Genomic DNA, 17343 nt, shown 5'->3' with positions numbered 1-17343 from the left:
CTCCAAAGTAATGATATGTCGGCTAACATAGACGAAACCTTACGGCAGCGCATCCTGCAATTTATCAACGAAGCCCTCGCGGAAGACGTGGGGCCCGGCGATTTCACCAGCGAAGCTACCATTCCGGCCAACAAACGCGATACGGCCCGCCTGCTGGTCAAGGACGTCGGGGTGCTCGCCGGCGTGGAGATGGCCAAGATGATTTTCCTTACGGTGGACCCCAAGGCCGAGTTCGACCAGCGCATGGAAGACGGCGACTACATGCACGTGGGCGACGAAGCCTTCTACGTTACCTGCAACTCCCGCGCCCTGCTGCAGGCCGAACGGCTCGTCCTGAATACCATGCAGCGGATGAGCGGCATCGCCACCCTGGCCAACCGCTACGCCTTCGAGGTGGAGGACCTGCCCGTGAAGGTGCTCGATACCCGCAAGACCACCCCCAACCTGCGGTTCCTGGAGAAGTGGGCCGTCCGCCTCGGCGGAGCCCACAACTACCGCGACGGGCTCTACGACCGCATCATGATCAAGGACAACCACATCGATGCCGCCGGTTCCATTACCCGGGCCATCGAGGGGGTGCAGGCCTTCTTCCGCGAGAACGACATGCAGTTGCCGATCACCGTCGAGGTAAGGAACCTGGTCGAACTGATGGAGGTACTCGAAGTCGGGAAGGTAGACCGCATCATGCTGGACAACTTCGAATTGCCCCTGCTGCGGGAAGCCGTAGCCCACGTAGGAGGGCGGTTCGAAACCGAAGCTAGCGGCGGCATCACGCTCGACAGCATCCGGCGCGTAGCCGAAACCGGGGTGAACTTCATTTCGGTGGGCGCCCTCACCCACTCGGCGGTGAGCCTCGACCTGAGCCTCAAGGTGATGAAATAACAAAAGACCGGCATCCCGCCCCGGGGTGGGGGAGATACCGGTCCTGCCTTTCCCGCAACCGGTGGGGATGAAACGTGCCGGGTTTTCTCTAAATCGATTTCCTGGTAGTTGATCCGGTGCCGCAAAGGCGTCATGGTGTTGCAAAATCCTCCCCGACGATCCAGGTGATGGGATGGATGAAGGGGGTTGCCCCGTTACGGTTAAAAGGGCAGGTCTTCCGCCGGCGTCAGCTCGGCCGCGGCCGCTTTCGTGCTCCGGCGCCTCGTGGTCTTCTTCTGAGGAGCCGGCTCGGCGGCCTGCATCGTGGATTCCTCCGCCCCCTCTTCGGCCGTCTGGTACGACTTGTCGTCCCGCCCGCCAAGGAAGGTGAACTGATCCAGGATGATGTCCGTGCTGATGCGGTTCTGTTCGTATTTGTCCGTCCACTTCCGGTAGCGGATGGTACCCGTGATGGCCAGGGCACTGCCCTTGGTAACGTACTGCTCGAGTACGTCCACCACCTTGCCGTAGGCCTTGATCTGGTGCCACTCGGTGCGGGTCACTTTCTCGCCCTCGCGGTTGCGGTAGGTGTCGTTGGTGGCGAAGCTGAACTCGATCGCCCGGACGCCGTTGGGCAGGGTTTTGGCGGTGGGCAGCTGGCCGACGTTGCCGATGAGGGTTACACTGTTGCGTACTTGCATGATAAAAGGAGTTGGTAATGGCCCGCATCCGTTGTCGCATGAATAATTGGACACGGGCATTAGTGATGAAATGCGCCCCGGTGAAAGCCCCGTGAAGCAGTACACGGTGATTTCGTTCGGTGACATCCCAAAGGTGAAGGCATGCCGCAGCGGTAGTCGTCAATTATCCGTTTACTTGCGATTATATACGTATGTATACGTTTAAGTACGGTTTAAAATGCCGTAATGCGCTGATTTTAAGCTACTTAGTAGATCGGTGGGCTGAATAAGTTTTTCTCTCTTTTTTTCTTGATTGCCAGGATGGAACGTGGGTAAAAACCAGGCCAGGCAAAAGCGGGATGGTATTCCTGCGTTACCCGAGGGCGCGTCCAGCCGCCGCTGCGGAGGTCGTAAACAAATGGAGGCATTGGGCTGCTATCGAGGGTATGCCTGAATTTCCCATCCACTCCGTCCTCTCGCGCTGCGCCGCCGCCGTGGCCGACAAGCCGCCCGCGGCCATGTTTGGCTTGCGCGACGAGGGTTACGACAGCCTGTATGAGCAACTGGTCAGCAGCCTGCTGAGCGTGCGTACCTACGATGAGGTGAGCACGGAGGTGAGCCGCCGCCTTTTCGCCCTGGCCCGCACCCCCGCCGCAATGATCGCCTTGGACCGGGAAACCATCCTCGAAGCGATCGCCGAGGCCACCTTCGCCCCCGCCAAGGCCGACAATATCCTCGCCCTCAGCCGTACCATCGTGGAAGCGTACGCCGGCGAAACCCCGGCCGACTACGATAAGCTGATCGCCTTCCGCGGCGTCGGCCCCAAGGTGGCGAGCCTGGCCCTCGGCGTGGCCCTGAACCACCCCGTCATCGCCGTCGACATCCACGTCCACCGCATCACCAACCGCTGGGGCTACGTAGCCACCTCTACTCCCGACAAGACCCGCGACGCCCTCGCCGCCAAGCTTCCCCGCGACCTATGGATCGAGATCAACCGCGTACTGGTCCCCTTCGGCAAGCACGTCTGTACCGGCACCCGCCCCCGCTGCAGCAACTGCCCTGTCTTCGACGACTGTGCCCGGGTGGGAGTACGGTAGTAGCGCAGTACGGCAGTATAACTGTACGGTTGTGCCGCAGTAATGCAGTGTGGTACAGCAATGCGGTAGTACTTAAGAACTACCGTACTGAAGTACTGCCGTACTACTTAACAATCACCTCCTCCAGATACTCCTCCCCAAATTCCTCATTCAGCCGCTGGCGGATTCCCTCCCTTACCATAGTGAGCTGATTGCGCAGGGGGGCGTTGGTTACGTAGACGTACAGCTTGTGGTTGCGGACCATCAGGTCGCGGGTGTTGTCGGCCGTGTGCTTGCCGAAGAATTTCTCCCACACGAGTTTGGTGCGCGCCTTGAAGTAGCCGGCCTCGTTCTTCTGGTTGCGCAGCAGGCGCAGGAAAGCCGTTTTCAGTTCGGTCGGCTCGGGCTTCTTCGGGATGGGTTTGTACATGGCGCGCTATTCTTCTTCTAAGAACCGCTGCCACTCTACTTCGTTGCGTGCGACGCCTTCGGCCACGATGAATCGCTGCCAGTCGACGCCGGGCAGGCGGCTCACCAGGGCACTGATCCGCTCCGGGTCGGTGTCGGTGATGAAGAGCTGGCCGAAGGCCGAGGAGAGTACCAGCTCCAGCAGCTGGCGTACGCGTTCGTGGTCGAGCTTGTCGAAGATGTCGTCGAGCAGCAGGATCGGCGTCCGGCTCGTGCTCTGTTCCAGCAGGCGGTACTGGGCCAGCTTCAGGGAGAGGACGAAGGATTTCAGTTGCCCCTGGCTCGCTACCCGCCGCAGGGGATGGCCGTCCTGGGTGAAGATGAGGTCGTCGCGGTGGATGCCCCCGGTGGTGCGCTGCAGGATGCGATCTTTCTCGCTGCGGCTGGCGAGCAGCTCCGACCAGCCGTGATCGGCGAGCTGGCTTTTGTACTCCAGCCCCACTTCCTCCCGCTGCCCGCTGATGGCGCCGTAGGCTTCCACCAGCAGCTCAGTGAAGGGGCCGACGAAGTCGCGCCGCTTTTCGTAGATGTAGGTAGCCGGCTCCTCCAGCTGGGCATCGTAGACCGACAGCAGGCCGGTAGTATCGGGGCGGCCGTCGAGCTCCTTCAACTGGGCGTTGCGGTTCTCGAGGAGCTTGTTGTAGGTGATCAGGTGGTTGAGGTAGCGGGGGTCGGTCTGGCTCAGGCTGTTGTCGAGCAGCCGGCGGCGGGTGGCGCTGCCTTCCAGTACCAGGCTGATGTCGTCCGGGGTCACGATCACCACCGGGTAGCGGCCCACGTGCTCGCTGATGCGCTCGTAGGCCGTGCCGTTGCGCTCGATCACCTTGCGCTGTCGCTTGCGCAGCTTGACCACCACCCGATCCTCCCGCTGGTCGTCCAGTTGAAATATCCCTTCCAGCCGGGCCACCGCGTCGCCGTGGCGGATGTTGTACTGGTCGGCCAGGCTCCCGTAGCCCTTGCTCATGCACAGGTAGTAGATCGCCTCCAGCAGGTTGGTCTTGCCCGCTCCGTTGAAGCCCACGAAGCAGTTCAGCCGCGGACTGAACGCGAGCGATTGCCGCGCGTAGTTCTTGAACTGGGTAAGCTTCAGGGAGGAAAGGTGCAAGTCGGGATGTTTTAGCGCCTGGTTGGGTTTTGCTTTTCTGACCGGATTTGCAGTAGGAAGGACGAAGGAAAAAGTACAAAGGGCACATTCATCTTATGCCCTCGTATGCCAACTATCCACCGCATAGCGCAAACAAGCTCTTCGGGCGGGGCCGCGGGTGCCGCTATACCGCTACGTCGTGCTCCCGCAGGGCGGCGTTGAGGCTGGTCTTCTTGTCGGTGCTCTCCTTCCGCTTGCCGATGATGAGGGCACAGCTCACCTGGTAATCACCGGCGGGGAAGGATTTGGTGTAGCTGCCGGGGATGACCACCGACCGCTCGGGTACCACGCCACGATGGGTGACGGGCTCCTCGCCGGTGACGTCAATGATGCGGGTGCTCTGGGTCAGGACCACGTTGGCCCCCAGCACCGCTTCCTTGCAGACGCGCACGCCTTCCACGACGATGGAGCGGGAACCGATGAAGCAGTCGTCCTCAATGATGGTGGGGGTAGCCTGCAGGGGCTCCAGTACGCCGCCGATGCCGACGCCGCCGCTGAGGTGGACGTTGCGGCCGATCTGTCCGCAGCTCCCCACGGTGGCCCAGGTGTCGACCATGGTGCCGCTGCCCACCCAGGCACCGATGTTGACGTAGCTGGGCATCATGATCACCCCCTTCTCCAGGAAGGCACCGTAGCGGGCCACGGCGTGGGGTACCACCCGGACGCCCATGGCCGCGTAGTCTTTCTTCAGGGCCATCTTGTCGTGGAACTCGAAGGGGCCCACCTCGATGGTCTCCATCTGCCGGATGGGGAAGTACAGCACGACCGCCTTCTTCACCCAGTCGTTGACCTGCCACTCACCGTCCGGGCCGGGTTCGGCGACGCGGAGGCGGCCCTTGTCCAGTTCCTCGATGACGGCGTTGATGGCTTCCTGGGTGTCCTTTTCCTTGAGTAAGTCGCGCTGTTCCCAGGCGGCTTCGATGGTGTTGCGGAGGTCTTGCATACGGTAGATTTTGGGGGCACAAAGATGCGGAAAAAGGCGCGGATGCCCCGGAATGCGGCCGCTGCGCATATATTAGGCAGAAACAGTTTCTCGCCGGTCATGAGATGGACACCCTTCGCCGTTCTCGTGGGTATGCTTCTGGGCTGCCCCCCGCTGGACCTGCCCGCCCAGGGCGGGCCGCCGGCGATGGAGGAGGTGAGGGCCGCCGGGGGGCGAGCCGGACTGCTGGCGGAAGGGGAGCGGTGGCTGGAGCAGGACGACCTGCGCGCCGTGCCCTACTTCCTGGCGGCTACCCGCGACCGGCAAGGCCGGCCGGTAATTGACAGCCTGGCGGGCCGCGCCCTCCACCGGGCCGCTACTGCCTATTACAACCAGGCCAACGACAGCCTCGCCGCCCACTACTACCGGCGGGCCATCGCGCTGCGGGACAGCCTCTATCCCTTTCCCCACGAAGACCGGGCCCTCTCGCGCAGCAACCTGTCGCACTCCCTGGGCTACCTGGGGAAGCTGGATTCCGCCGTGATCGCCATCCGGGAAGCGCACGCCATTTACGACCGGCTGCCGCGCTTCGACAGCATCGACTACCTGCGCAGCCTGAATCAACTCGCCGTCCTCGCGAAGGACCTGCGCGACTTCCGCATCGCCTACAGTTCCAGCATGCGGGCTACGGGATTGGTAGAGCAGATCGGCCAGGTGGAACCCTACGACCGCTTCATCACCTACTACAACGCCGCCCTCACCCTGCTGCGGATGGACGAACTCGATCCCGCCCTGGACTTCGCCCGGCGCACGGTGGACCTGGCCCCCGCCCTGGAAAATCCCATTTTCATCCCCATCGCCCACAACCTGCTGGCCATCGTCCAGCGGGAACTCGGGCTGGTCCGGGAAGGGTACCAAAACCTGAAAAAAGCCGAACGCATGATCACCCCCGATACCCGCAACGACCCCACTTACGGAGACGTATACCTCAACCTGGCGGAATACTACGGGGGAGAGAACGACGTGGAGAACTTCGAAATCTACCGGGAACGCGCCCGCAGGGTGTTTGAAACCATCGGACTGCGCGACTACTACACCAGCGAAAAGATCCCGGAAATCCTGCTGCGTTGGCGGCGCTACGAAGAAGCCCTGCAGGTGGTGAACGAACGGTTGGCCTTCCTGACCGGCGGCACCGGCTTCGACTTTGCCGACTCCCTCGCCAATCTTCCGGCGGCGGACATCATCCCCCTGATCGACTTGCTGTCCGTGCGGGCGCGCACCTACACGGCCACGGGGCAGGGGGCGCGGGCGCTGAGCGACTACGACGCCCTCTTCGCCCTGCAGGAGCACCTGCGCGCCGCGGTGAACGACGCCGCCAGCCGCCGTTACCTGAGCCGTAACCTGCGCCCCTACTTCGACCGCGCCATCGCCCTCCACCTGGAAAGCTACCGGGCGGAAGGGCGGGAGGAAAGCCTGTGGCGGGCCTTCGCGCTCAGCGAGCAGTCGCGGGCCTACTCCCTGCTGACCGCCCTCCACGCGAGCCGGGAAACGGTATCGCCGGAAGTCCGCCAACTGGTGACCAGGATCTCCTCCCTAGAGCGCAGGGTTGCCGCCGGCGAAGCCGGCACCCAAGCCGACCTGGAGGCCGCCCGCCTGAGGCTCGACGGATTGCAGCGACAACTGCCCCGGACGACGGGTAGCCGCCAGTTCGACCGGGACGCCCTGATTAAACACCTGGCGGCCAGAAACTGCACCCTTCTGGAGTACCACCTCTCGCCGGAAGGAAGTCTGGTGTTCCTGCTGACCCCGGACGGGAAACTGACCGCCCACCCCATTGCGGCCGACAGCCTGCTCGCACCGTGGTCCACCGCCTGGCGGGAGGCCATCGAGGCCAGCAGCTACCGCCGCAAGAGCCTGCGGCCGAGCAGCGAACAGGACAGCCTGGACCGGGCCTTCGTCACCCACGGCACCCGGCTGGCGGAGGCCCTGTTGCCCGGCCGCTTGCGCGAAGCCCTGCACCTGCGTCCGCGCCTCTGTATCGTGCCGGACGGGGTGCTGCACTACCTTCCCTTCGGTGGCCTGCCCCTGGCCGCCGCCGAGCCGCCGCTGCGCTACGCCGAACTGGACTACCTCCAGCGCCACGCCACCCTGCAGTACGCCTACAGCGGCGACTACCTGCTGGAAGTTGACCAGCGCCGCCGCCGGGACTATGCCTATGAGGTAGTGGCCTTCGCGCCCTCCTTCGCCGACGACCGGCGGCTGTCGCCCCTAGTGCACAATGCGGAAGAAGTGCGGACGATCGCTACCCTGGTACCCGCCACCCGGGCCTTTTTCGGCGCGGAAGCCCGGCGGGACAGCTTCCTGTCACTGGCGGGTAAGGCGCGGGTGCTGCACCTGTCCAGCCACGGTAGCGTGAACGCCACCGACCCCAACCTGAGCTTCGTGGCCTTCAGCGGGGAGGGAGGTACGCCGGAGGAGGACGGGCTGCTCTACTTCAACGATTTGTACGCCCTGCCGGTAGACAACGAGCTTACGGTGCTCTCGGCCTGCGAAACGGCCATTGGTCAGCTGGCGATCGGTGAGACGACGATGAGCTTCGCCAGTGCCTTCGCGGCGGCGGGGGCCCGCAGCACCCTCACCACCCTGTGGGCGGTGGACGACGCGGCGACCAGGGATCTGGTAACGGGATTCTACCGACGGCTCGTGGGGGGGCAGGACCGGGTGACGGCCCTCCACGGTGCCCAGGAGGAACTGCGCACCACCGTGGCGTACGGCCACCCCTATTACTGGGCGGGACTGATGCTTTACGGTTCCGGCGGAACCCTGCCGCTGGACGGAGAGGAGGCCACGTTGATGCCCTGGTGGGGCTACCTGCTGAGTGCATCCCTGGTGGTGGCGATCCTGTATTACTTCCTGAGGGTACTGCGGAACGCTACGGCTTACGAGTCGTAGCCAGCCCGGTCAGCCGCTCGCGCAACTGCCTCCAGTGGCCCGGCAGGAAGAAGACTCGCAGCAGCTGCACCGGCCGTTGCCCGTCGGACTCGATGGTGATGCGGTCGTCGGTCACGGCCACGTCGGTGATCCGGAACAGGGGGACTTCCACCGGAGCCCGGAACCCCGTCTTGGCCAGTAGCGAAAGCTGGTCGATGCGCACGCGGAACAGGTTGCGGGTGGCGAAGGCCAGGAATACCGGAGCGAGCAGCAGGGTGGAGGGGCCGAGGTCGCGACCGGTCACCCCGGCGAAGACCAGGTAAGCGGGCAAGCCCACCAGGCTGAAGAGCAGGATGAACAGGGAAGCGTTGCGCATCGGGAAGAGAAAGCCGGCGCGGTAATCGCGCCACATCAGCCACAGCTCCGCCAGGGTGCCCAGCAGCACGAGTGCCGCCACCACCCACGCCAGGGCGAAACTCCAGCCGGGCAGTTGCCCGGGAAAGAAACGGTAGGCCGCCAGGATGAAGGCGATGAGCAAAATACTCCCTACGGTAGCTACGAGCCGGTAGGGGGGCGTCCTCATACCTCGCAGATGCGCAGGCCCTCCGCCAGGGCCGCAATCTTGTCGTCGTAGGTCGGAATGTACTCCTGGGCGATGTAGCCCTGGAAGCCCGTTTCGTGGATCGCGCGCACGATGGCCGGGTAGTTCAGCTCTTGGCTGTCGTTGATCTCGTGGCGGCCGGGTACCCCACCGGTGTGGTAGTGGCCGATGTAGGGGTGGTACTTCCTGATGGTGGCCACGATGTCGCCCTCCATGATCTGCATGTGGTAGATGTCGTAGAGCAGCTTGAAGCGCTCCGAGCCGATCATCTCGGCCAGGGCGGCGCCCCACTGGGTGTGGTCGCACATGTAGTCGGGGTGGTTCACCTTGCTGTTCAGCAGTTCCATCTGCAGGGTCACGCCGGCTTCCTCGGCCAGCTTCACCATGGGGCGCAGGCCGATGGCGCAGTTCATCATGCCGTCGTAGTCGCTCATGCCGCGGCGGTTGCCACTCATCACGATGACGCTGGGGATGCCGTGGTCGGCCGCGTCGCGGATGACCTTCTTGTACTGCTCCTGCAGCTTGCCGTGGTTGGCCGGATCGTTCCAGCCGGTATCGATGCTGAAGTCCTTGTGGGTGCCCATGGCGCAGGTCAGCCCGTACTGCTTCAGGATGGGCCACTGGTCTACGGTGGTCAGTTCGATGCTCTGCAGGCCAACGTCCTTGCCGCGCTCGGCCAGTTCCTCCAGGGACATGCCGTTGTAGCACCACAGGCAGGTGCTGTGGTTCGTCTTGTACTTCCCGCCGGTAGCGCGGTCGGTGGCGCAGATGGCGTTGGAGAGGCTGAGGGCGCCCAACCCGAGGGCGGCGCTTTTGAGGGCATTACGGCGGTTCATGATGCGACTGATTTAAGGGGGTATGCGGTTCCAAGATAGTGAATTGTCAGCTTGACAATGCAGGAAAGTTCCCGGCCGGTTGCTGTGAGGGCGGGCGGCAGGGGTTGCCGGCGGAGCGCAGGTGCCGGGAAAGGGGGGCGGGGGGCCGTGATTTTCGATTATCTTAGTAACGGGCGGAGTGGAGGAGGCATAACCTCCCCGGGGATTTATCATGCACACCATTCCCACGCCATGACACCTGATTCCTCCCGCATCCCACTCATTCCCTACGGCGAGCCCGCGGCCTGCGCTCCCCACCTCATCACTTTTGGCGACCTGGGGCAGGACAGCCCCGACTACGGCGGCCAGGACCCCCAGCTGCCGGACGACGGCAGCGGGGAAGGAGCCTACCGACTCGCCCGGCTGTCGCCCGCCGGGGGTAAACCCGTATTCCTTCACGTCTACAATGGAACGGGCGGACTGCTGCAGCTGAGCGTCTACGGCATTACCGACCGGGGGGAGGCCCACACCCTCATCAAGGCCATCCGGGTGACCGCCGTCGCCCACCGGCTGCCATTGCCCATTCACGACCGCAAGTTCCCGGCCTACATCATTCGCTTTTCCACGACGGTGCGCCGGGAGGAAAAATTCCAGGTGGAGAATTTTGTCGCCCTTTCCGCCTACGCCGGCAAAGAACCGGGCTGGGAGGAAGCGGACCCGGACAAGGACCTCCGCGCCCTGCCGCCCTTCGACTGTGACGGAAAGGCCTTCCACCGGCTGGTCCTGAGCAGCTGCGAGCGGGACGACGCCCTGAAGGAGTGGGCCATCCGCACGGGACTGCCGCTGACCGACGCCTACTTCGGGGAGGCAGGCAGCGTGATCGCCCTCGGAGTACCCCCGGGCATGGACCTGAATACCACGGGCGGGTCGGCCCAGCAGGTGAGGGCCAAAGTGAATGCCGGCGAAGGAACCGTGGAGCGCGACTACATCATCAATTTCTTCCGCCCGGAGGAGCCGACCGACGGCAGCGGAGAAACGCCCCGGGCGGGGAACGACGCCGCGGTCGGCGAGTCTATCCGGGAACCGGAGGAGCACTTTCGGGAGGCCCTGCCCCCCCGGGAGCCGCGCTGCTCCTTCGACGAAAAGCTGCCCCCCTTCACGGTGGCCATCATCGACAGCGGCGTAGATCCCTCGGCGGCCAACCGCGACCGCTGGGAAACCAACCGCTACCGGCAGGGACCCACTACCGCCTTCATTCAGACGGGGAAACTGGGCTACGACTTCCTGAACCGGGATGCCGATCCCGAGGACGAGACGCCCCACGGTACCTACGTGGCGGCAGCTCTGCAGGCGCAGTACCGGGCCGACCACCCCCTGCAGCTGCTCCACCTGAAGACCTTTGGATCAGGTGGACGCTCCACCTACTTCGGCGCCCTGGTAGCGATCTACGAGGCCATCGCCGCCGGGGCGCGGGTGATCAACATGAGCTGGGGCATCGCCCAGGCGGAGCGCCCCGCGGCCCTGGAGTGCGCGGTGCGGGCGGCCGCCCACCACGGGGTGTTCATGGTGACCTCAGCCGGCAACGACGGCAACGACCTTTTTGACCAGCCGCAGTGGCCGGCCGCCTTCGCCCGCGACTACCCCGATCACCTCCTGGCGGTGGCCTCCTACTGGTACCGTGACGCCACCAGGGAGCCCCACCCCGACCGGCTGGAGCTGGTGGAGTGGTCGAACTTCGGAGACGAGGAGGTGCCACTCGCGGCCTTTCTCACTACCGGGGTGCCGGAGCACGGTACCGGAAACCTCATTTACCCGGTTGGGACGTCCATATCGGCGCCCATTGTCGCCGGTTTGCTGGCCGACTGGCTGGCCCGCCACCCCGGGGGGACGCTGGAGGGCTTCCGGCGGGCATACTTCGAGCGGTCGGTCGGCATTGCGGACCGGGTGGCAGACGGCGCTTACCTGCCGCTGAAGCACACCCGGGTGCCGGTCTAGAGGTTGTGGCGGTTGAGCTCCTTCACGGCGTGGTCGACCGCGCGGGCGGTCAGGGCCATGTAGGTCAGGCTGGGGTTTACGCAGGCGCTGCTGACCATGGCTGAGCCGTCGGTCACGTATACGTTGGGGCAGTCCCAGATCTGGTTGTGGCGATTGAGTACGCTGGTGCGGGGGTCCTTGCCCATGCGGGCGGAGCCCATCTCGTGGATGGAGAAACCGGGGTGGGCTTCGGTGCGGTGGGTGCTCACGTTCGTGGCCCCGGCGGCTTCCAGCATCTCGGCGGCGGCCGTTTCCATATCGTCGCGCATCCGTGCTTCGTTCTCTCCGAAAGCCACGTCCATGGTCAGGGTGGGCAGGCCGTCCTTGTCGAGCAGGTCGTGGTTCAGGGTGACCCGGTTGTCGGGGTTGGACAGGCATTCCCCGAAGGCGGTCATGCCGATGGTCCAGCCGCCGGGCTCCAGGAGCTTCTCCTTTAACTCCCTGCCGAGGGAAAGGTCGGTTTCGCGGATGAGGCGCCACCAGCCGGCGCGGCTGGCGCCGCCCTGGTAGCCGAAGCCGCGCAGGTAGTCGCGTTTGGTGTCGCGGTCGCCCAGGTTGACGAAGCGGGGAATGTAGAAACCGTTGGGTTTGCGGCCCTTGTCGGTCTTGTCGGCAAAATCCGCCAGGTTGCCCGAGGCCCCGATGCGGTGGTGGTGGTCCATGATGTTGCGGCCCACCTGGTCGTAGTTGTTGCCCAGGCCATTGGGTTGGGCGTCGGAGGTGCTGGCCAGCAGGATGGCGGCGGTATTCAGGGTGGAGGCGTTGAGGAAAATGACGCCCCGGCTGAAGAATTCGGTGTCCTCGCCGGTGTCCGACAGTCTCACCCTTACGCCGGTAGCGCGGCCGGCCTCGGCGTCGTAGATCACCTCCCGGACGGCGGCGTGGTTGATCAGGGTCATGTTCCCGGTACCGGCGGCCACGGGGATGGTGCCGGAGTTGCTGGAGAAGTAGCCGCCGTAAGGGCAGCCGCGGATGCAGCGGTTGCGGTACTCGCAGTTGCCCCGGGTGCCTAGGTGGACCGTAGGGTCGTAGGCCGTCAGGTGGGCGGCGCGGCCGGGGGTTACGCGGCGGTGGGGGAAGCGGGACTGCACCCGGTCCTGGAAGTGGGTTTCCGCGCAGTTGAAGGGCATTTCCGGCAGGAAGGGGCCGTCGGGCAGGTGGGGCAGGTTTTCGGCCCGCCCGGTGATGCCCACGAAGCGGGAAACGTAGTCGTACCAGGGCTCCAGGTCGGCGTACCGAATGGGCCAGTCGATGGCGATGCCGTCGCGGGCGTTGGCCGTGAAGTCCAGGTCGCTCAGGCGGTAGCACTGCCGCCCCCACATCAGGCTGCGGCCGCCGGTATGGTAGCCACGGATCCAGTCGAACCGCCGTTTCTCGGTGTAGGGATATTCGTCGTCCTTCACGAACCAGTGTTTGCTGGACTGCTTGGTGATGTAGTCCTTCCGGCTCAGCTTGGGGTAGTGATCCTCTTTCTCCCGGGCGGGCAGTTCGTCGCGCAGGGGCAGGTCCCAGGGGTCGAGGGTGGCGGTGGGGTAGTCGCCGTGGGCCACGTGGCGGCCCCGTTCCAGCACGAGGGTCTTCAGGCCGGCGCGGCAGAGTTCCATGGCCGCCCAACCGCCGCTGATCCCGGTGCCTACCACGATGGCGTCGTAGGTATTTGCTTCTTTTCCTTTCACGCAGCCAAAGTTAATCAATCGATGGCATTAAGTGGTTGCCGTGCGGCTGGCGGCCGGAATACCGGAAGAGCAAGTTGGGCAAAATGTCCGCTCCCTCACTGAATTGTCTATCTTTGCGGCGACCACGTACAAGCCCGTCAAACTATGAGCGAACAACGCGCGATACTGCTGCTGGCAGACGGAACCACCTACGAAGGCAAAGCCGCCGGAAAGATCGGGACCACCACTGGAGAAATTTGTTTCAATACCGGCATGACGGGATACCAGGAGATCTTCACCGATCCCAGTTATTACGGTCAGATCCTGGTGGCCACCAACGCCCACATCGGCAACTATGGCATCAAGGATACCGACGTAGAGTCCGACAACGTCAAGATCGCCGGCCTGATCTGCAAGAACTTCACCGTCCCCTACAGCCGCCACCAGGCCCAGTCCTCCATCCAGGAGTACTTCGAGCGGGAGGGCGTAGTCGGCATCAGTGACGTGGACACCCGCGCCATCGTCCGCCACATCCGCAGCAAGGGGGCCATGAACGCCATCATCTCGAGCGAGAACTTCGACCTCAAGGACCTGAAGCGCCAACTCGACGCCACCCCCAGCATGGAGGGGCTGGAGCTGAGCAGCCAGGTGACCACCCAGGAGGCTTACACCCTGGGCGACCCCGAGGCCCCGATCCGCGTGGCCGTCCTCGACCTGGGCACCAAGAAGAACATCCTGCGCAACTTCGTCAACCGGGGTTGCTACGTCAAGGTCTTCCCGGCCCGGACGACCATGGAGGAGATCAACGCCTTCGGCGCCGACGGCCTCTTCATCAGCAACGGCCCCGGTGACCCCGGCGCCATGGACTACGCCGTGGAAACGGCCCAGGCCATGCTGGAGGAAGACAAGCCCATGTTCGGCATCTGCCTCGGCCACCAGATCCTGGCCCGGGCGGTGGGCATCCCCACCTACAAGATGCACCATGGTCACCGCGGCATCAACCACCCGGTACACAACCTGCTGACCGGCAAGAGCGAGATCACCAGCCAGAACCACGGTTTCGGCGTGAGCCCGGAAGCCATCGAGCAGAACCTGGACGTGGTGGAAATCACCCACCGCAACCTCAACGACGACACCATCGAGGGCATCCGCGTGGTGGGCAAGCCCGCCTTCAGCGTGCAGTACCACCCCGAGGCCAGCCCCGGCCCCCACGACGCGGCCTACCTCTTCGACCAGTTCGTTGACCTGATCAAGGAAAGGAAAGAGAACCGCTAGCCCCCGGCACCCGTTGTCCTCCCCGGCACCCGCGCTCCGACGGCAAGTGGAGCCGCCACCAAGACTTAAACAGAAATTATCCCAACTATGAGTAGTATCCTTGACATCCGCGCCCGCCAGATCCTGGACAGCCGCGGCAACCCCACCGTGGAAGTAGAAGTAGTGACCGCCGAAGGGGCCATCGGCCGCGCCGCCGTCCCGAGTGGCGCCAGCACCGGCAAGTACGAAGCCGTGGAACTGCGCGACGGGGACAAGGACGTCTACCTGGGCAAGGGCGTACTCAAGGCCGTGGACAACGTCGAGGAAAAGATCGCCGAGGAGCTGCTGGGCGTCGACGTGACCGACCAGCGCTACATCGACGAAACGATGATCGAGCTCGACGGTACCCCCAATAAGAGCAAGCTGGGCGCCAATGCCATCCTCGGCGTGAGCCTGGCCGTGGCCAAAGCCGCCGCCCTGGAGCTGAACCAGCCGCTGTACCGCTACATCGGCGGGGTGAACGCCCGTACCATGCCGGTGCCGATGATGAACATCCTCAACGGCGGTAGCCACGCGGACAACAGCATCGACTTCCAGGAATTCATGATCCTGCCCCTCGGCGCCGATACCTTCAGCGACGCCCTGCGCATGGGCGTGGAGACCTTCCACCACCTCAAGAAGGTGCTGCAGAGCAAGGGCTACAGCACCAACGTCGGTGACGAAGGCGGATTCGCCCCCAACATCAAGAGCAACGAGGAGGCCATCGAGATCGTCCTGAAGGCCATCGAATCGGCCGGCTACCAGCCCGGCGACGACATCATGATCGCCATGGACGCCGCCGCTTCCGAGTTCTACGACAGCAAGGAAGGGGTGTACAAGTTCCACAAGTCCGACGGACGCCAGATCGAGAGCGCCGGCATGGTCGACTACTGGAAGGGATGGGTGGACAAGTACCCCATCTTCAGCATCGAGGACGGACTGGACGAGGACGACTGGGGCGCCTGGACGGCCCTCAACAGCGCCATCGGCGACCGCTGCCAGCTGGTGGGCGACGACCTCTTCGTGACCAACACCGAGCGGCTGAGCCGCGGCATCAAGGAGCGCAGCGCCAACAGCATCCTCATCAAGGTGAACCAGATCGGATCGCTGTCGGAAACCATCGACGCCGTGAGCATGGCCCACCTGGCCGGCTACACCAGCGTGATGAGCCACCGCAGCGGTGAAACCGAGGATACCACCATCGCCGACCTGGCCGTGGCCCTCAACACCGGACAAATCAAGACCGGATCGGCCAGCCGCTCCGACCGGATCGCCAAGTACAACCAGCTGCTGCGCATCGAGGAGGAACTGGCCGAAACGGCCTACTTCCCCGGCCGCGACCTGCTGCGCAAGATCGGCCGCGGAAAATAGGTGAGGGCAGGTAGCGAACGGCCCGGGATTTCCCCCTGGGCTGTTCGCTACCTACTATACCCTAATTTCCTATCTTCACCCGACAACCCCGACCCGTCCGCCCATGGCCTCCCGCAAAGCCCAGAACCCCATTACCGCCCTCTGGATGCGCGTACCCGCTTATTTGCGGAACCGCTACGCGGTGACCCTCCTGCTCTTTCTGCTGCTGATGGTCTTCTTCGACCGCCACGACGTCGGCACCCAGTTCCGGCTGCACCGTACCGTGAACCGCCTGGAGGCGGACCTGGAGCGCTACGGCCGACTGACCGCCGAGGCGGAGGCGGAAAGGCTGGACATGGAGCAGAACCGCGAGCGCTTCGCCCGCGAGAACTACTACATGCAGCAGGACGATGAGGATGTGTTCATTATCGTAGACAAATAGGGCTTCCGGCATTCGGATCGCACCCCAAAACAGTTAACAAAACAGATGGCAGTACTAGTCACCAAAGATTCCAACGTAATCGTACAGGGTATCACCGGCAAGGAGGGAAGCTTCCACGCCGAGCAAATGATCGAATACGGCACCAATGTCGTAGGCGGTGTTACCCCCGGAAAGGGTGGACAAACCCACCTCGACCGCCCCGTTTTCAACACCGTTGCCGACGCCGTCAAGGAAGCCGGCGCCGACGTATCCGTCATTTTCGTACCGCCCCCCTTCGCCGCCGACGCCATCATGGAAGCCGCCGCCGCGGGCATCAAGGTGATCATCTGCATCACCGAGGGCATCCCCGTACAGGATATGGTGAAGGTGCGCTCCTACATCAACGACTACGACACCCGCCTGATCGGACCGAACTGCCCCGGCGTGATCACCCCCGGACAGGCCAAGTGCGGCATCATGCCCGGCTTCATCCACACCCCCGGCAAGATCGGCATCGTGAGCCGGTCCGGTACCCTCACCTACGAGGCGGTGGACCAGGTGACCAAGGCCGGTATGGGACAGAGCACCTGCATCGGCATCGGTGGTGACCCCATTATCGGAACCACCACCAAGGACGCCGTGGAGCTGCTGATGAACGACCCCGACACCGAGGGCATCATCATGATCGGTGAGATCGGCGGCACCATGGAGGCCGACGCCGCCCGCTACATCAAGGAGCACGGCACCAAGCCCGTGGTCGGCTTCATCGCCGGACAGACGGCCCCCAAGGGACGCACCATGGGCCACGCCGGCGCCATCGTGGGCGGCCACGAGGATACCGCCGAGGCCAAGATGAAAATCATGGAAGAGTGCGGCATTCACGTCGTTAAGAGCCCCGCCGACATCGGAAACACCATGGTGAAGGCCCTGGGACGGTAAAACGCGGTCTCCCCAGTACAACGCGGCCTCAGGCCGCGACGGTAAAATGCGGCCTCAGGCCGCGCAAGCAAAATGCGGCCTCCGGCCGCGGCCAAGAAAAAAGGGCGTCGAGAGCAATCTCGACGCCCTTTGTCGTAGGCGATCTTTCGGGGC

The 17343-nt window shown here is 64.0% G+C and carries 15 protein-coding genes; 8 read left to right on the top strand and 7 right to left on the bottom strand.

The annotated features are described in order from the left end of the window. Window positions 1-15: 15 nt before the first annotated feature. A complete protein-coding gene (gene nadC / locus CGL56_RS11315) occupies window positions 16-882 on the top strand; it encodes a carboxylating nicotinate-nucleotide diphosphorylase (RefSeq protein ID WP_099106670.1) in 867 nt (288 codons plus the stop codon). Window positions 883-1082: 200 nt separating this feature from the next. Here nadC and CGL56_RS11310 read toward each other — a convergent pair whose 3' ends face one another. Continuing rightward, the gene (locus CGL56_RS11310; protein ID WP_167641682.1) at window positions 1083-1562 is read right to left on the bottom strand and encodes a single-stranded DNA-binding protein; all 480 of its coding nucleotides are present in this window, start codon (window positions 1560-1562) and stop codon (window positions 1083-1085) included. 425 nt (window positions 1563-1987) lie between these two features. Here CGL56_RS11310 and CGL56_RS11305 point away from each other — a divergent pair, with 425 nt between their 5' ends. Further along, window positions 1988-2638 carry an endonuclease III domain-containing protein gene (locus tag CGL56_RS11305; protein WP_099106668.1) on the top strand — a complete coding sequence of 217 codons (651 nt, stop codon included), beginning with the start codon at window positions 1988-1990 and terminating at the stop codon, window positions 2636-2638. Window positions 2639-2741: 103 nt separating this feature from the next. On the opposite strand, the gene CGL56_RS11300 is transcribed toward CGL56_RS11305, so the two are convergent. From CGL56_RS11300 to CGL56_RS11290, 3 genes are all read right to left on the bottom strand, one after another. Continuing rightward, on the bottom strand, window positions 2742-3047 hold the full coding sequence (locus tag CGL56_RS11300) for a DUF721 domain-containing protein (protein ID WP_099106667.1): 306 nt from the start codon (window positions 3045-3047) through the stop codon (window positions 2742-2744). A 6-nt stretch (window positions 3048-3053) separates the two neighbouring features. Beyond that, the gene (gene recF / locus CGL56_RS11295; RefSeq protein ID WP_099106666.1) at window positions 3054-4190 is read right to left on the bottom strand and encodes a DNA replication/repair protein RecF; all 1137 of its coding nucleotides are present in this window, start codon (window positions 4188-4190) and stop codon (window positions 3054-3056) included. Window positions 4191-4353: 163 nt separating this feature from the next. After that, a complete protein-coding gene (locus tag CGL56_RS11290) occupies window positions 4354-5172 on the bottom strand; it encodes a 2,3,4,5-tetrahydropyridine-2,6-dicarboxylate N-succinyltransferase (protein ID WP_099106665.1) in 819 nt (272 codons plus the stop codon). Between the two features lie 99 nt (window positions 5173-5271). Between CGL56_RS11290 and CGL56_RS11285 the strand changes: the two genes are divergently transcribed. Beyond that, entirely contained in the window at window positions 5272-8103 is a 2832-nt protein-coding gene (locus CGL56_RS11285) for a CHAT domain-containing protein (RefSeq protein WP_143470692.1), read from the top strand. On the opposite strand, the gene CGL56_RS11280 is transcribed toward CGL56_RS11285, so the two are convergent. Beyond that, the gene (locus tag CGL56_RS11280) at window positions 8084-8665 is read right to left on the bottom strand and encodes a hypothetical protein (RefSeq protein ID WP_143470691.1); all 582 of its coding nucleotides are present in this window, start codon (window positions 8663-8665) and stop codon (window positions 8084-8086) included. The genes CGL56_RS11285 and CGL56_RS11280 overlap by 20 nt on opposite strands. Continuing rightward, complete coding sequence (locus tag CGL56_RS11275) at window positions 8662-9519, bottom strand: hydroxypyruvate isomerase family protein (protein ID WP_099106662.1); 858 nt, start codon at window positions 9517-9519, stop codon at window positions 8662-8664. Before CGL56_RS11275 ends, CGL56_RS11280 begins: the two co-directional genes overlap by 4 nt. A 231-nt stretch (window positions 9520-9750) precedes the next feature. Between CGL56_RS11275 and CGL56_RS11270 the strand changes: the two genes are divergently transcribed. Beyond that, entirely contained in the window at window positions 9751-11493 is a 1743-nt protein-coding gene (locus tag CGL56_RS11270) for a S8 family serine peptidase (protein WP_167641683.1), read from the top strand. Here the strand turns inward: CGL56_RS11270 and CGL56_RS11265 are convergent. Next, window positions 11490-13208 (bottom strand): GMC oxidoreductase, encoded by a 1719-nt coding sequence (locus tag CGL56_RS11265; RefSeq protein WP_245851971.1) that lies wholly within the window; start codon window positions 13206-13208, stop codon window positions 11490-11492. The genes CGL56_RS11270 and CGL56_RS11265 overlap by 4 nt on opposite strands. 144 nt (window positions 13209-13352) lie before the next feature. Here CGL56_RS11265 and carA point away from each other — a divergent pair, with 144 nt between their 5' ends. From carA to sucD, 4 genes are all read left to right on the top strand, one after another. After that, window positions 13353-14462, top strand: a complete 1110-nt coding sequence (gene carA / locus CGL56_RS11260; RefSeq protein WP_099106660.1) for a glutamine-hydrolyzing carbamoyl-phosphate synthase small subunit — start codon at window positions 13353-13355, stop codon at window positions 14460-14462. Window positions 14463-14549: 87 nt separating this feature from the next. Further along, on the top strand, window positions 14550-15851 hold the full coding sequence (eno, locus tag CGL56_RS11255) for a phosphopyruvate hydratase (protein ID WP_099106659.1): 1302 nt from the start codon (window positions 14550-14552) through the stop codon (window positions 15849-15851). A 103-nt stretch (window positions 15852-15954) separates the two neighbouring features. Next, on the top strand, window positions 15955-16272 hold the full coding sequence (locus CGL56_RS11250) for a hypothetical protein (RefSeq protein ID WP_099106658.1): 318 nt from the start codon (window positions 15955-15957) through the stop codon (window positions 16270-16272). Between the two features lie 45 nt (window positions 16273-16317). After that, window positions 16318-17190 carry a succinate--CoA ligase subunit alpha gene (gene sucD, locus CGL56_RS11245; RefSeq protein WP_099106657.1) on the top strand — a complete coding sequence of 291 codons (873 nt, stop codon included), beginning with the start codon at window positions 16318-16320 and terminating at the stop codon, window positions 17188-17190. The last annotated feature ends 153 nt before the right edge of the window (window positions 17191-17343 follow it).

It is taken from the genome of Neolewinella marina, from assembly GCF_002631205.1.
GTDB classification, from domain to species: domain Bacteria; phylum Bacteroidota; class Bacteroidia; order Chitinophagales; family Saprospiraceae; genus Neolewinella; species Neolewinella marina.
Note: the sequence above shows the minus strand (reverse complement) of the source record. Positions and strands in the feature narration are given on the sequence as shown.

Coding starts and splice junctions, on each gene's coding strand:
- sucD (WP_099106657.1), top strand. CDS start 16,318: ATGGCAGTACTAGTCACCAAAGATTCCAACGTAATCGTACAGGGTATC.
- CGL56_RS11290 (WP_099106665.1), bottom strand. CDS start 5,172: ATGCAAGACCTCCGCAACACCATCGAAGCCGCCTGGGAACAGCGCGAC.
- carA (WP_099106660.1), top strand. CDS start 13,353: ATGAGCGAACAACGCGCGATACTGCTGCTGGCAGACGGAACCACCTAC.
- CGL56_RS11270 (WP_167641683.1), top strand. CDS start 9,751: ATGACACCTGATTCCTCCCGCATCCCACTCATTCCCTACGGCGAGCCC.
- eno (WP_099106659.1), top strand. CDS start 14,550: ATGAGTAGTATCCTTGACATCCGCGCCCGCCAGATCCTGGACAGCCGC.
- CGL56_RS11305 (WP_099106668.1), top strand. CDS start 1,988: ATGCCTGAATTTCCCATCCACTCCGTCCTCTCGCGCTGCGCCGCCGCC.
- CGL56_RS11285 (WP_143470692.1), top strand. CDS start 5,272: ATGAGATGGACACCCTTCGCCGTTCTCGTGGGTATGCTTCTGGGCTGC.
- CGL56_RS11310 (WP_167641682.1), bottom strand. CDS start 1,562: ATGCAAGTACGCAACAGTGTAACCCTCATCGGCAACGTCGGCCAGCTG.
- CGL56_RS11300 (WP_099106667.1), bottom strand. CDS start 3,047: ATGTACAAACCCATCCCGAAGAAGCCCGAGCCGACCGAACTGAAAACG.
- CGL56_RS11280 (WP_143470691.1), bottom strand. CDS start 8,665: ATGAGGACGCCCCCCTACCGGCTCGTAGCTACCGTAGGGAGTATTTTG.
- CGL56_RS11275 (WP_099106662.1), bottom strand. CDS start 9,519: ATGAACCGCCGTAATGCCCTCAAAAGCGCCGCCCTCGGGTTGGGCGCC.
- nadC (WP_099106670.1), top strand. CDS start 16: ATGTCGGCTAACATAGACGAAACCTTACGGCAGCGCATCCTGCAATTT.
- CGL56_RS11250 (WP_099106658.1), top strand. CDS start 15,955: ATGGCCTCCCGCAAAGCCCAGAACCCCATTACCGCCCTCTGGATGCGC.